This is a genomic window from Maricaulis sp., from assembly GCF_015665295.1.
Classification (GTDB): Bacteria; Pseudomonadota; Alphaproteobacteria; order Caulobacterales; family Maricaulaceae; genus Maricaulis.
In genome coordinates, this window is sequence record NZ_JADFAJ010000001.1 from 82072 (window position 1) to 96576 (window position 14505).

The 14505-nt window shown below is 63.8% G+C and carries 15 protein-coding genes; 6 read left to right on the plus strand and 9 right to left on the minus strand.

Translation table 11 applies throughout. The features are described from left to right. Positions 1–86: 86 nt before the first annotated feature. The 4 genes from ybgC to ruvC form a co-directional block, all read right to left on the minus strand. Positions 87–548, minus strand: coding sequence for a tol-pal system-associated acyl-CoA thioesterase (gene ybgC, locus QZZ02_RS00435; RefSeq protein ID WP_291841548.1), 462 nt, complete (start codon positions 546–548; stop codon positions 87–89). Further along, positions 545–1597, minus strand: coding sequence for a Holliday junction branch migration DNA helicase RuvB (gene ruvB, locus QZZ02_RS00440; RefSeq protein ID WP_291841549.1), 1053 nt, complete (start codon positions 1595–1597; stop codon positions 545–547). The genes ybgC and ruvB overlap by 4 nt, the downstream gene beginning before the upstream one ends. A 93-nt stretch (positions 1598–1690) precedes the next feature. Further along, on the minus strand, positions 1691–2332 hold the full coding sequence (ruvA, locus tag QZZ02_RS00445) for a Holliday junction branch migration protein RuvA (protein ID WP_291841550.1): 642 nt from the start codon (positions 2330–2332) through the stop codon (positions 1691–1693). After that, the gene (gene ruvC / locus QZZ02_RS00450) at positions 2329–2829 is read right to left on the minus strand and encodes a crossover junction endodeoxyribonuclease RuvC (protein ID WP_291841551.1); all 501 of its coding nucleotides are present in this window, start codon (positions 2827–2829) and stop codon (positions 2329–2331) included. Before ruvC ends, ruvA begins: the two co-directional genes overlap by 4 nt. 319 nt (positions 2830–3148) lie before the next feature. On the opposite strand from ruvC, the gene QZZ02_RS00455 reads away from it, so the two are divergent. From QZZ02_RS00455 to QZZ02_RS00475, 5 genes are all read left to right on the plus strand, one after another. After that, complete coding sequence (locus tag QZZ02_RS00455) at positions 3149–3484, plus strand: hypothetical protein (protein WP_291841552.1); 336 nt, start codon at positions 3149–3151, stop codon at positions 3482–3484. Between the two features lie 101 nt (positions 3485–3585). Further along, on the plus strand, positions 3586–4146 hold the full coding sequence (locus QZZ02_RS00460; RefSeq protein ID WP_291841553.1) for a hypothetical protein: 561 nt from the start codon (positions 3586–3588) through the stop codon (positions 4144–4146). 54 nt (positions 4147–4200) lie between these two features. Then, positions 4201–4755: a hypothetical protein gene (locus QZZ02_RS00465; RefSeq protein ID WP_291841554.1), complete on the plus strand. Its 555-nt coding sequence runs from the start codon at positions 4201–4203 to the stop codon at positions 4753–4755. Positions 4756–4895: 140 nt separating this feature from the next. Next, on the plus strand, positions 4896–6080 hold the full coding sequence (locus QZZ02_RS00470; protein WP_291841555.1) for a cupin domain-containing protein: 1185 nt from the start codon (positions 4896–4898) through the stop codon (positions 6078–6080). Positions 6081–6212: 132 nt separating this feature from the next. Beyond that, on the plus strand, positions 6213–7361 hold the full coding sequence (locus QZZ02_RS00475) for an SMP-30/gluconolactonase/LRE family protein (RefSeq protein ID WP_291841556.1): 1149 nt from the start codon (positions 6213–6215) through the stop codon (positions 7359–7361). Position 7362: 1 nt separating this feature from the next. On the opposite strand, the gene tkt is transcribed toward QZZ02_RS00475, so the two are convergent. The 5 genes from tkt to QZZ02_RS00500 all read right to left on the minus strand — a co-directional run bounded on the left by tkt (position 7363) and on the right by QZZ02_RS00500 (position 14105). Further along, entirely contained in the window at positions 7363–9348 is a 1986-nt protein-coding gene (tkt, locus tag QZZ02_RS00480) for a transketolase (RefSeq protein ID WP_291841557.1), read from the minus strand. Between the two features lie 29 nt (positions 9349–9377). After that, positions 9378–10931, minus strand: a complete 1554-nt coding sequence (pgi, locus tag QZZ02_RS00485; protein ID WP_291841559.1) for a glucose-6-phosphate isomerase — start codon at positions 10929–10931, stop codon at positions 9378–9380. Positions 10932–10985: 54 nt separating this feature from the next. Next, positions 10986–12146 (minus strand): AGE family epimerase/isomerase, encoded by a 1161-nt coding sequence (locus tag QZZ02_RS00490; RefSeq protein ID WP_291841560.1) that lies wholly within the window; start codon positions 12144–12146, stop codon positions 10986–10988. A 23-nt stretch (positions 12147–12169) separates the two neighbouring features. Next, complete coding sequence (locus tag QZZ02_RS00495; protein ID WP_291841561.1) at positions 12170–12931, minus strand: YebC/PmpR family DNA-binding transcriptional regulator; 762 nt, start codon at positions 12929–12931, stop codon at positions 12170–12172. 91 nt (positions 12932–13022) lie between these two features. Further along, positions 13023–14105 (minus strand): mannose-1-phosphate guanylyltransferase/mannose-6-phosphate isomerase, encoded by a 1083-nt coding sequence (locus tag QZZ02_RS00500; RefSeq protein ID WP_291841562.1) that lies wholly within the window; start codon positions 14103–14105, stop codon positions 13023–13025. On the opposite strand from QZZ02_RS00500, the gene QZZ02_RS00505 reads away from it, so the two are divergent. After that, positions 14104–14505, plus strand: a complete 402-nt coding sequence (locus tag QZZ02_RS00505) for a hypothetical protein (protein ID WP_291841563.1) — start codon at positions 14104–14106, stop codon at positions 14503–14505. The genes QZZ02_RS00500 and QZZ02_RS00505 overlap by 2 nt on opposite strands.

The following is a 14505-nucleotide window of genomic DNA, read 5'->3' on the forward strand; positions in this document are numbered from 1 at the left end:
TGCTGTCTACAGGGGTAACGACCGCCATCATTACAATCAAGTTATCTTCGCGCGTTTGAACAGGCCATTACTGCAACTGCGAATTATTATTGCGACGAATCCGAAACATAGAAAGCCCATTTTTCGCACATCCATTGCGGCGGACGCTTGGCTCGGCCCGCCGCATCAATACAGACAGCCTGGACGGTCGCGCTCGCCACCAATTCCTCTTCACGAAGCAGGCTTTGCTCCATCACAAGACGCGCGCCCTGTTGCGGACGGAAAACGGTCTCGACGATGAGGACATCATCAACCCGCGCCGCACGGACGAACTCAAGACCCATTCGGCGTACCGCAAAGGCCAGGGCAGGCTCCATCGCCGCGAGTTCGGAATGGTGGATGCCACAGGCGCGCAGGCTCTCTGTGCGACCGCGCTCAAGGAAATGAAGATAGCGCGCATGATAGACGACGCCGGAAAAATCCGTGTCCTCGTAATAGACGCGGACCGGCAAGCGGTGGACATGGTCCGGGCCAAAGGCGCCGGTCGCTGGCATCAGGGGACTGGTCATTTTCCGAACAAGCCCCCCGGTGCCGGACCCGATTGCGGCGGAGCCAGACCGAGATGCTCCCAGGCCCGCCCGGTTGCTGTCCGGCCTCGCGGTGTGCGTTGAATGAAGCCCTGCTGGATCAGGAAGGGTTCGACCACATCTTCCAGCGCATCACGGGCTTCTGCCAGCGCGGCCGCCAGTGTTTCGACACCGACCGGCCCGCCGCCGAAACTTTCGGTCAGGGCTTTCAGATAGCGCCGGTCAAGACTGTCGAGACCGATGGCGTCGACCTCCAGGCGCTTGAGTGCGCGATCCGCAACCAGATCCGTGATCGAGCTGGCATCCTCGGCTTCGGCGAAATCCCTCACGCGACGCAAAAGCCGACCGGCGACACGCGGGGTTCCTCGGGCACGCCGGGCGATCTCCCGGGCTCCGTCCGGCGTCGCCTCGATCCCGAGCTTCGACGCCGCGCGCGTTACGATGAATCCGAGTTCGGCCTCGTCATAGAATTCCAGCCTCACCGGCACGCCGAAACGGTCACGCAGCGGCGTGGCCAGCAATCCGGCCCGCGTGGTCGCGCCGACCAGGGTGAAGGGCGGCAGTTCGATACGGACGGTCCGTGCCGATGGCCCCTCCCCGATCACCAGGTCGAGGCAGAAGTCCTCCATCGCAGGATAGAGGATTTCCTCGACCGCGGGCGCCAGGCGATGGATCTCATCGATGAACAACACGTCCCGGGGCTCGAGATTCGTCAGGATTGCGGCCAGGTCGCCCGCCTTGGCGATGACCGGTCCTGATGTCGCCCGAAAGCCAACCCCCATCTCGCGAGCCACGATCTGCGCCAGGGTTGTCTTGCCGAGCCCTGGCGGGCCGGACAGCAGAACATGGTCGAGCGCCTCCTGCCTGCGCCGGGCCGCCTCGACGAAAACTTTCAGATTCGCGATCGACGCCTTCTGGCCAACGAAGTCACTGAAGGATAGCGGGCGCAGCGCACGGTCCCGCCCGTCGCCGGGCTGCAGGTCCTGGGCGATGAGGCGATCATCGCCGGTCTCGTCGGTGGCGTCACTCATGATGGTCCGGATGTATCGTGATCCGCTGGCCGGCGTCCACGATCACATCCTCTGCAGGCCCGAGCATGATCCGCTGCGCGCCACCGCCCCGCCTCATTGCGCCAGTTCCCGCAGCGACATCCGGATGACATCGCCCAGTGGCGTTTCATTGCCGTGGTCCCTCAGGATTCTGGCGACGGCCTGGCGCGCGGCGCTTTCATTGTAGCCAAGATTGAGCAAGGCGGAGACAGCATCATCGCGGGCCTCGCTGTCGGCGTTGTCGGCTCGTACCGGAGCCGATGGCGCTGTCCCGTCGTCTGGATGCACGGGCAGACCGATCGAGAAGCTGCGGCCGGACGGCGGGGCCTTGTCCCTCAACTCGGTCGCAATGCGGGTTGCCAGCTTGGGACCGACGCCCTTGGCCCGGGCGAAGGTTGACTTGTCGCCCAGTGCGGCGGCATTCGCGATTTCGCCGACCGGAACGGTATCGAGAATGGCAAACGCGGCCTTGGCTCCGACGCCCTGGATGTTTTGCAGGTGCACGAACCAGGCGCGGTCGATATCAGCCATGAAACCGTAAAGCTTGAACGCGTCCTCGCGGACATGGGTCTCGATGTGCAACACGACATCCTGTCCCGGCTCGAGGCGCGACAGGGTCCGGGCTCCCGCCCCGACCAGATATCCGACGCCGTTCACGTCAAGAACCAGTTCCTCGGCTCCGAGCGCTTCAATCCGGCCCTTGAGCATTCCGATCATGCGGCACTCCCGATTCTCGATACCCTGCGATGATGCGCATGGCAGATTGCGATGGCGAGTGCGTCGGCGGCATCGGCGGTGGCCTTGGTGCCGGGCAGCAATACACCGACCATGGCGGCCACCTGAGCCTTGTCCGCAGCGCCCGTCCCGACGACGGATTTCTTGACGAGACGTGCGGCGTATTCGGCAACCGGCAGCCCCGCCTGGGCCGGCGCCAGCAAAGCCGCCGCTCGTGCATGGCCGAGCTTGAGGGCCGAAGACGCATTCGTCGCCATGAAAGCCTCCTCGATCGCCGCTTCATCGGGCCGGTGCTCGCGCACGAGTGCTCCCACCGCATTGAACAGATGGATGAGGCGCTCGGACAAGGGCGCATCGGTCGGCGGTGTCACGACGCCATGCGCGATTGCGCTCAACCGGCTTCCCTCGACATCGATCATGCCCCATCCCATTCGACGCAAGCCGGGATCAATCCCCAGAATTCGCACGGATAACGCCATTCGTCCCTCCCGGTTTCACCTACCTAACACCAGCCGGCACGCCGGAACAAGACGAGAACGACAGGGAGGGCTTCGCTTCGGTACCGCCAAAACAACTCATGCGAATTATTCGCATTAACAACCAGATAGGCATGAGAACCACTCTCATATTCAATATTAGTGCGATGCATTCGCATGAATAGGGCTATGCGTTTGAATTCAAGCTACATTTTTTATTGCACTTTCATTTGCACCAAGAAATCCCGACGCTTAGACTCAGAAGATATTTTGATCGGGGCCACACGGGTCGCCTGACAAACTTGTATGGGGAATTTGTTACATGGCCAAAAAAGGCAAACTCAGCCGCCGCTCCTTCCTGACCCGCGTCGCGGGCGGGACAATCGCAACCGGCGCCATTGCCACGGTTGCGGGCGCAGCCGTTGTCCAACGCTATGCGGATGCTGACCCGGTTGACGGCGTCGCTCGCACCGGGATCACCGACTCCGATCCGAACGATTACGCGAACCATGGCACCAGCCGCACGGGTCGCACGGACAGTGACAGCGGCGCCTGCGCTGACCAGGCCGGCTATGGCCGCGGCAATACCGGCTACACCGACTCCGACAGCTCGGGCTGCTCCGACCCGGGTGGTCGCGGTCGCGGTTCCAGCCTCTAGGATTTCACGACGGCGCCCGCGGGCGCCGTCGTCATATCTCTATCGTGAGGGACTTCAGGCAATTCGTGGGGGATTGCCGGGCACGAGAATGAGGTAGTTACATGGCCAACAAGGGCAAGCTCAGCCGCCGCTCGTTTCTAACGCGCGTTGCCGGCACTGCCATCGCCACCGGTGCAGCGGGCGCTGTGACTGGCGGCGCAATCGCACAGAATTACACCGGACGGACCGATAGCGATTCAGGCAGCTATGCCGACCGCGCCGGTTATGGACGCACAGGCGCCACCGACAGTGATGGCGGCAGCAATTCTGACCGTGCCGGATACGGCCGCGGCAGCACGGGCAACACTGACAGCGACACGGGCGCCTATGCCGACCCGGCCGGAAACGGTCGCGGGCGTTCAGGGGTTACGGATAGTGATTCCGGTTCCTACGCTGACCCGGCCGGAAACGGCCGCGGGCGCCGCAGCTCCGGTGTTACCGACAGCGATACCGGTTCCTATTCAGACCCTGTCGGCAATGGCCGCGGGCGTTCGGGAGTTACCGACAGTGATACCGGCAGCTACGCCGATCCGGCTGGCAATGGCCGTGGACGCCGTTCCTGTACAGACAGCGATACCGGCAGCTATGCCGATCCTGTGGGCCGCGGCGATCGCTGCCGCTGATTTGCGCCGGGCCGGGCGACCTGGTTGAAGCCGGCCGCACACATGGAGGCTTGAATGGCCAAACGCGGAATACTCTCCCGCCGATCTTTCCTGACGCGCGTCGCCGGTGCGGCGGTCGTGACAGGCGCTGCCGGAACCGTCGCTGGCTGCGCAACCACCGGCTACACAGACAGTGACACGGGTCGCTATGCCGATCCGGCGGGCGGCGGCCGCGGCGGCTATGGCAGCTCCGGCGTTACCGACAGCGATACCGGTCGCTATGCCGACCCGGTCGGCAATGGGCGCGGCGGCGGCGTCACCGACGCTGACAGCGGTCGCTATGCCGACCCGGTCGGCGGCGGCCGTGGTGGTGGCGTCACGGATGCCGACAGCGGTTCCTATGCCGACCCGGCCGGTCGCGGTCGCGGCAGCTCCGGCGTGACCGACAATGACAGTGGCAGCTATGCCGATCCGGTCGGACGTGGCCGCGGCAGCGGCTATCGCGGGGCAACCGACAGTGACAGCGGCCGCTATGCCGACCCGGTGGGTGGCGGACGCGGCGGACGCTCGTGCACCGACAGCGACACCGGCAATTATGCCGACCCGGTCGGCGGGGGCCGGCGCTGCTGAACCATTCTGTCTGACTGTGAAACCCCCGTGCCTTGCGCGGGGGTTTTTCGTGCGCCCGCTGTCATCGGCAGCGGCGCACAGGCGACAAGGCCCGAGCGCCCCGCTAACCTTCTCATTCACTCTCGGGGGAGATATTCCACATGACTGCACCGCTTTGGCTGACCGATCCCTTCCGCGCGATGATCGACCCGATCGATCGCGACACATTCTTCCGCGATTACCATGAGGCCAAGCCGCTCATTGTTCACCGCGAAGACCCGGGCCGGTATTCCGGCCTGCTGTCCATGACGCGAATTGACGAAATCATCTCGAGCATTGACCTGCGGGAAGGCTCTCTGGACATGGCCAGGTCCGAGCCGCCCGTGAGCCGCGAGGACTACATGTTCGACACAGGCTATGTCGATCGTGGAGGGGTCGCAAACCAGTTCCGCCAGGGCGCAACGATCATTCTGCCACAATTGCACATGTCAGATGCCGTGCTCGGCGAATTCTGCCGTGCGGTCGAGTCGATCCTGAGCTGCCATGTCCAGACCAATATCTACCTAACGCCGCCGGACAATCAGGGCTTCAACACCCACTATGACGATCATGACGTCTTCGTGCTGCAGATTGAGGGCGAGAAGCTATGGCGCTTCTACGAGACCCCGGTCGAGAATCCCTATCGCGGCGAAGGCTTCCGTCCGGATGCCCACAAGGCCGGCGAGCCGGTTGCGGAGTTTGTCCTGAAGGCGGGGGAATGCATCTATGTACCGCGTGGCCTGATGCACGATGCCCAGACCCACGGCGAAACGGCGTCCCTGCACGTGACACTCGGCCTGATCGTGAAAACCTGGGCCGACCTGATGCTGGAGGCTGTCTCCGAGGTCGCCCTGCGCACGCCCGCCATGCGTCGCTCGCTGCCCGTCGGATTCGCCGATCCGGACTTCGATCGCACTGACGCCGCCACCCAGTTCAGGGCCATGACCGAAACCCTGGCCAGTGAGATGAGCGTCGATGGCGCCATGGACTTCTTCGTCGACAGTTTCATCCGGTCACGCGTGCCCAATACGCGCGGCACGATCAGCGGCTATCTGGCACCGGCCAAACCCGGACAGGCGTTCCGTCTTCGCCCCTTCGTTCCGTGGCGCTTTGCTGGCGATGGCGATGAAAACGTCATCATCACCGCAGGCGGTGAAGTCCGGTTCGCCGCCGAAGCGGAAGCGGGCCTGCATGCCTTGCTGGACGGTGGCACCGTCACCACGGCAAGCTTTGAGGGCCAGGACGAAGCTGCCGCAATCGAATCACTGTCGAAATTGCACGCTTTCGGGCTCATCGTTCCGGTCTGACGAACCGCAATCCGTCATCCGGTTATAATTCACAACCGGTCGATGACTTGCGGACGGTACGGTTAAAATTCTACATGCGCCTCCCTGAAGCGGCCCGGCATGTCCGGGCCGCCAGCTTGTTTGCAGGTAGGTATGCGACTCCGCTCCGGCGCCATAGTCATTGGTCTGACCCTCATATTCGCCATTCTCTGGCTGATGTGGCCGTCACCGATCAACCCGGTCTATTGGGATGAACCGGAAGCCCCCGCCATGACGGGTGTGCTGGCGCCCAATGACGCGCTGCGGGACGCACGCTTCATTCCGGTCGGCCTGGTTGGCGCGGCCCGCTGCGTCCTGTTGGGAGAAGACGGCACTGTCTATTATGGAAACGCATCAGGGGCAGTGCTCCGACACGATCCGGACGGCGGCGGCGCGCCCGACCAGGTACTCGCCGAGCTCGGTGAGCTTCCCGTCATCGGGCTTGAATGGATCAACCCGACAAAGCTGGGCGTGGCGACACCGGACGGCCTGTTTGCTATCAACCTGTCGGATGGATCGGCCCGCCGCATCAGCGCTGGCGTTCCGGGCTACCCGTTCGGACATGCCAAGGACCTGGCCGTCACCGCCGACGGTGATATTTATTTTACCGACTCATCCGTCCTGCTCGGTCGGCGCGGAAACCACCGTACCGATACGCTCGACATGTTGGAAAACCGCCCCCACGGCGCGCTTTATGTCTGGGACCCTCGCACGCACCAGACCCGGCTTGCTGCCGACCGGCTGTATTTCCCCAACGGGATTGCGGTCTCGTCTGACGGGCAATCCGTCTTCATTTCGGAATCCTTCCGCTATCGGATCCTGAGGCATTGGGTCAATGGCCCGAACGCTGGCGAGATCGAAGTCTTCGCTGACAACCTGCCCGGCTTGCCGGAGGGGCTGGCCACGGATGGCGCCGGCCACTTGTTTGTGGCGATCCCGGCTCAACGGACCGCTGTGCTGCGCACGATACGACGGCATCCATGGCTGGCGCAGATCGTCTCCCGCCTGCCCGTCTGGCTGCAGCCGAGCGGTGGTGCCGGCCGTCCCCTGATCGCCGTGCTGGACGAAAATAGCGGCACGATAGTCTCGACGCTTCACGACCCGGACGGCGGCCTGTGCCAGCTGTCTGACATCACGCTGTCATCCGAGCGCGACCTGTGGTTCGGATCGTCCGATTGCAGCTATATCGCTCGCCTGCCGCAAGCCACCGTCTATGCCGGACTCGAACGGCCAGGCTTGGCTACGACCGGAGACGGGCGCTGAGCTAGCCGGCAAGCAGAGCTTCCGCTGCGCTGATAATGCCATCGGACGTGATTCCGAAATGCGCATACAGGTCTTCGGCCGGTGCACTGGCGCCAAAACCGGCCATGCCGACAAAGGCGCCCTTGCGACCGATGATCTGGTCCCAGCCAAAGCGCAGCGCCGCCTCACAGGCAACCACCGGGATTCCCGCCGGGAACAAATCATCAAGATAGTCGTCGCCCTGCTCGAGCAGGAGGTCGAGGCAAGGCGCCGAGATGACGCGAACGCTGCGGCCCTTTCCGCGCAGCGCGGTCGCAGCCTCGACAGCCAGAGACACTTCAGAGCCCGTGCCGACCAGCACGACATCCGGAGCCCCTTCACTTTCGGCAAGCACGTAAGCGCCGCGTGCGGAACGGTTCACGCTGCCATCATCCTCGCGCAGGAAGGGCAGCTTCTGGCGCGACAGGGCCAGGACGGACGGTCCGTCGATCCGGCGCAGCGCGAGGTCCCAGGCTTCCGCGGTTTCGAGCGCATCGGCCGGGCGGAAGACATACATGTTCGGAATGGCGCGCAACGAGGCGAGGGTCTCGACCGGCTGGTGCGTCGGACCATCCTCACCCAGACCGATGGAGTCGTGTGTCATCACATAGACAACGGGCTGATGCATGAGCGAAGACAGGCGCATGGCCGGCCGGCAATAGTCGGCAAAGACCAGGAAGGTCGCGACATGCGGCCGGAAACCACCATGCAGGGACATGCCATTGGCACAGGCCGCCATGCCGTGCTCGCGCACGCCGAAATGGATGTACTGACCGGCATAGTCGCCAGCCTTCACGACCCCGACGCCGGGTGTCTTGGTCAGATTGGATCCGGCAAGGTCCGCAGAGCCGCCCGCCAGGCTTGGCCACTCGCCGATGATCGCGGCCAGCGTCTGCCCGGAGGCCGCACGGGAGGCCAGAGCCGGCTTGTCCTCGGCGACCTTGCAGCGCCAGGCGTCAAGCGCTGCGAGTTCGGCCTCACCGGGCTCGCCTGATATCTGCGACACGAAGTCATCGGCCTTTTCGGAACCGGCAAGACGTTCCTGCCATGCCTGATGCGAATCGGCGGAACCGGTCGCACGCCAGGCATCGATGATATCGGCTGGCACCTCGAAGGGTGCTGACGTCCAGCCCAGCGCCTTGCGCGTACCGGCAATCTCGTCATCGCCGAGGGGTGCGCCATGGCTGCCGGCGGTACCGGCCTTGGTCGGCGCCCCGTAGCCAATCGTCGTGCGACAGGCGATCAGGACCGGCTTGTCCGACGATCGGGCCGCCTGGAGGGCGGCGTCAATGGCGGCGTGGTCGTGTCCGTCGATGCGTGAAACAGCCCAGCCCGCTGCGTCGAAACGCTTGAGCACATCGGTGCTCTCCGACAGGTCGGTCGGGCCGTCGATCGAAATCTCGTTATCATCCCACAGGACACACAGGCGGTTGAGGCCGAGATGGCCGGCCAGGGAGATCGCCTCGTGGGAGATGCCTTCCTGGAGGTCGCCATCAGAGGCAATGACCCAGGTACGGTGATCGACCAGCTCGTCGCCATAACGCGCATTCATCATGCGCTCGGCCAGAGCCATGCCGACCGACATGGAGATGCCCTGCCCCAGCGGCCCCGTGGTCGCTTCAACCCCCGGCGTATGTCCGTATTCCGGATGGCCGGCAGTCAGGCTGTCGAGCTGCCGGAAATTCTTGAGCTCATCGATCGTGATGTCTTCAAATCCGGTCAGGTGGAGCAGGGCATAAAGCAGCATCGAGCCGTGGCCTGCCGACAGAACGAAGCGATCGCGATCCGCCCAGCCCGGCGCCGCCGGATCAAACTTCATGTGCTTGGCCCAAAGGACCGTCGCCACATCCGCCATGCCCATCGGCATGCCCGGGTGGCCGGAATTGGCTCGCTGCACGGCATCCATCGACAGGGCCCGAATGGCATTGGCCATATCGTTCATCGAAACCGAGGCGGAAAGTGTGGTCATGCGAGCGTCTCCATGCTCCGGTCCGGCGGCTAGCCGGATATCAGGCCAGTCCTTGCAAGCAAGGCCTTCGTCGAGGCGTCATAGCTGGATATATCGCCGTCCAAAATCCCCTTGGTCAGCACTTTTCCCAGCTCGACACCCCATTGGTCGAACGGATTGATGTCATAAAGCACGCTTTCGACAAAAACCTTGTGTTCATGCAAGGCGATAAGCGCCCCGAACGTTGCCGGTGCCAGGTCTTCCAGCAACAGGGTCGATGACGGACGACCACCCGGCATCGACTTATGGCTGGCGAGCTCAGGCTCCACCGCCGGATCAACCCTGCGTCCGTCGAGCAAGGCTGCGCCCTGTGCCGCCATGTTCGCGGCCAGTGCCCGCTCGCGCGGATCTGTGCTGGCAAAATGCCGCGCGATACCGATGAAGTCGACCGGCACCACGTCACCGCCCTGGTGCAGCCACTGGAAAAAGGAATGCTGGATCTCGGTTCCGTTGCCGCCCCAGACCAGCGCCCCGCCCGGCGTCTTGCCCGGCTTGCCATCCACGGTCACCGACTTGCCGAGCGATTCCATTTCCAGCTGCTGGAAATAATCCGCCAGCTTGCCCATCCGGGCCGAATAGGCGGCGACACAGCGCGCCGGATAGCCAAGGCCAATCCGGTTCCAGACATCAATCAGTCCCTTGAGCACCGGCATGTTGCGCTCGAGCGGTGCGGTCGCAAAATGCGTGTCCATCGCCTTGGCGCCGTCGCGGAAGGCCTGAAACACATCCGGGCCCAGACCGATTTCCAGCGACAGGCCGACAGCGCTCCACACGGAATAGCGCCCACCGACCCAATCCGGGAAATCGAAGACAAGTGTCGGATCAATCCCGAAGGCCTTGGCCTTTTCCGGTGCAGCAGAGGCCGCAGCGAAATGAGCCCCGGCACGGTCGGCACCGACATGGCCGGCGAGCCAGTCACGGGCCGCCTCACCGGACATCAGGGTCTCCTGCGTCGAGAAGGATTTCGACGCAACAATGAACAGGATGGCGGCCGGATCGGCGCCCGCGACCGCATGCTTCAGATCGCTCGGATCGAGACTGGCGACGAAGCGCAGCTCCGGGCCGCCTTCCGCGTGATCGGCGAGCGCGTCGGCGACGAGGCGCGGACCAAGATCCGAACCGCCGATCCCGATATTGACAACGCGTGTGATCGGCACGCCGGACGGCGCATAGGCACCCGAGCGGACGCGCTCGGCAAATTCACGGGTCTCCGCCTGGGTCCGCGTTACCAGGGCGGCCGCATCGCTACCGGCCAGATTGCCGCCTTCGCGATAGGCCATGTGCAGGGCCGGACGCCCTTCGGTAGCGTTCACAATCGCGCCAGAAAGAAGTGCATCCCGCTTGCTTTCAAGTCCGCTCGCGCGGGCCGAGGCAAACAGGGCGGCCAGGGCGGCGGCATCCAGACGCTGCTTGGTCGCGTCGAATTCAAGCCCGACAGCCTTCACGATGAGGGCATGGGTACGATCATCGCCAGCCTCGGCCAGCGCACGGAGAGAAGCGCCGGACAGGCGTTCGGCATGAGCGTTCAAATCGGTATCGGACACGGGACTTCCTGCACTCAGAATGGGAAGTGACAACCTATTGGCAGCCCGGTCGCTTCACAAGGCGTCGGAGACGCTTTCCCTGCCCCTTCCGGCAGCGCGATGGGCATCTACAACGGCGCCCAGCAAATGATACAGCGTGCTGGCCGGCATGCGGTCGGCGACACGCTGTCCGGCGGCATCGATCTGATCGATCCAGCCGCCGGGCAAGGCCGGATCAAGATGGTGCCTGAACAGAAGCTCGCAGACGGTTTCAAGCTCTTTTCCGGCATCTGGATGGCCGGCGCGCTGACGCGCTGCCGCGGCCCGCAACCATTCGGTCTGCATCCAGGTCCTGGATCCGGCATCAAGCGGCGCACCGTCGGGTCGGACGGTCGCGACCAGGCAACCGGTCGTCCGATTGCGTCCAATCCCTGTCCCGTGCGCGTGCAGGAAGTCGAGGATCGTCTCATCGACCACGGCACCGCAATCGCGATAGGCATGCAGCAACCAGATCCATTCGACCTCATGCCCGGGCTCGACCACCGCTCCGGCGGGGTCGGCGCTGACCTGCCAGTCGGCATCAAAGAACTCGTAAAGCACACCTGCTTCGCGATCGAGAAATCGCGTTGAGAACAACTGGTAGATGGCCTCGATCCGGCTCAAAAAAGCCTGGTCGCCGGTGGCGTCATACCAGGCGAGCAGGGCTTCGAAGAGGTGCATGTGCGGGTTCTGGCGGCGCGGCAGCTGGGCCGCCCCGATCGCCTCGGCATAGCCGCCCTGCGGCCGGGTCAGATGCGTGTCGAGATAAATGAGAATCTCATCGGCCAGCTGACGGTAGTGACTGTCATGGGTCACCCGGTGCAGCCAGGCCAGGGCCAGCAGGATGAAGGCGTGGTCGTAGAGATCACGGACCGGGCTCTCGACCGAACCGCTGGCCGTCAGGGTATGCACCCATCCAGGCGTGCCATCCGGTGCATGGGCACGGCGCTCGAGCAGTTCAAAACCTTCGACGGCCAGATCGAGCCCGTCAGCCCAGCCGGCATGATGGGCGCGCGAGAAGACGTAGATCTGACGCGCCTGCGTCCGGACACGTCGGGTGTCACCGGTGACCGGCTGCCCGTCGAGACTGAGCGATTCCAGAAACCCGCCAAAGCGCTTGTCCCAAGCGCGCTCGGCCCAGAAAGGCAAAGCGGTCCGGACGCCCCATTCCCGCAGTTTCGACGCCCAGTCCGTCATTTTTCCCCGCTGGCCAAAGGCCGTCAGCCCAATGCCGCCATATCCTCGTCAGAAATATCAAAATTGGCGTAAACGTTCTGCACGTCGTCGCAATCTTCCAGCGTTTCCATCATCTTCATCAGCGAGCCCACCTTGTCACCGGTGACTTCTATGAGGTTTTGCGGCCGCCAGATCAATTTGGCGGAGGACGGATCGTCGAAACGCTCCGACAGGTTTCCAACCACTTCCATGAGGTCCTCACGGGCCGTGTAGATCACGTGCTCGCCCTCATTATCCTCATCGCCGGGCTCGGATGCCACATCTTCGGCGCCAGCCTCGATAGCCGCTTCCATCATCGCATCCTCGTCCGCCTTGGACAGGGGATACCGAATCTCGCCGACATTATCGAACATGAAGGCGACCGAGCCGGTCTCGCCGAGATTGCCGCCATTCTTGGCGAAAGCGGTACGAACCTCGGCCGCTGCCCGATTGCGATTGTCCGTGGAGACCTCGACGATTACGCCGATACCGGCCGGACCGAAGCCTTCATAGCGGATATCCTCATAGGCTTCTCCATCGCCACCGGACGCCTTGTCGATTGCCCGCTGGATATTGTCCTTGGGCATGGACTGGCCCTTGGCATTGGCGACAGCCAGACGCAGGCGCGGATTGGCGTCAGGATCAGGGCCGCCCATCTTGGCAGCGATCGAAATTTCCTTGGACAGGCGCGAGAACAGCTTGGAACGCAGCTTGTCCTGGCGCCCCTTGCGGTGCTGGATATTGGCCCATTTGGAGTGTCCGGCCATGGTCGGGATCCCTCTTCCTGCGGATTCGAGGCGCCCTCCTTACCCAGAATGCCGGGCAAACGCCACTCCCCGCGCCACATTGGCAAGCTGATCAGAGCAGATCGGTCCGGCCTTCGGACTTCAGCGTCTCGACAACGGTCTTGATCGCCTGGCTGTCATTGCGATCAGCCACCAGGATGGCGTCGGAGGTCTGGACAACAACAAGATCGCGGACGCCGCACAGCACGACCCGCGCATCCGTGGCGAATCCGAAACAGCGGCGACTATCGAGAAAGTCGACATCACCGGTCCCGGCATTGCCCGCTGCATCCTTGTCGCGGATCTGCCAGAGCGCATCGAAAGACCCCACATCCGACCAACCGATATCTGCCGGTACAACGGCTGCGCGGTCGGTCCCCTCCATGACCGCATAGTCGAAGGAGATGGACGGACAACGGGCAAAGGCCTGCGCATCGAGATCGAGCCGGTCTCCGGTCTCGACTCCGTCGGCAATGGCCGCGCGGACGGCTGTCAGCACATCGGGACACTGACGCTCCATCTCGGCACGAACAGCCTCGGGCGCAAACAGGAATATGCCGGCATTCCAGTAATAGCCCCCCGCCCGCAACAAGCCGGCAGCCGTCCTGGCATCCGGCTTCTCGGTGAAGGCGCGGACATCAAAGCCGGGCCCGGAAGCAGCGCCACGCCGGATATAGCCGTAACCGGTATGGGGCTGATCGGGCTCGATACCGAAGGTGACCAGCCGCCCTTGCCGGGCGAGCTCGCTGCCCTGCGCGATCGAAGAGCGGAACGCCTCAACATCCCGGATGAAGTGATCGGCGGGCAGAAGCAGGACCTGGTCCGCCCCGTCGGTTGCAGCCGCGAGTTCGGCGGCAGCCGCTGCGACGGCGGCGGTGTTGCGACCAACCGGCTCGACGACCAGGCGGGCGTCGCCCAGTCCGGCATCAGCGAGCTGGCGCCGGGCGGTATCAGCCTGTTTTGCGTTGAGAATCACCAGCGGCGGCAGGAAGCTGACCGCTTCCACATGTCCCGACACGCGGCGCGCCGTCTCGACCAGCATGCTGGCATCCGAGGTCAGCGGTTGCAATTGTTTGGGCATGTCTTCGCGGGAAAGCGGCCACAGGCGCGTGCCCGAGCCCCCGGACATGATCACCGGAAGGATACGCGTCGCCATGAAATATCTCCCCGCAGCCGCCCGGCTGCCGGGACGGTCAGTTGCTCAGGGCGCCCCGAAGCGGTTCGGCACGCGTTGCGGGAGGGAAGTTACGCACAGACAGATAGTTCAACAAGCGCCCCAGCATGTGCGCGCTGTCGGTCTGGACGACGCGGATATGAGCGTGGTCGTCCTGGAGTCGCGTCGTGAACAGACAGGCATCGTCTTCGTCCTGACCGGTCTTGCAGGCTCGGAGAAACTCAACCATGTGACGGTCGAACACCAAGGCATCCTGCGCCCGTTCAAAGCGGATCGTCTGCTTGAACATTCCAAACCCTCCTCCTTCGCGGCGGCCAAGCGTCCCGAGCTTCCCCCCAGCAATGCGGCGATCATGCCACAACCGGATTCGGGCGCGCTGTGA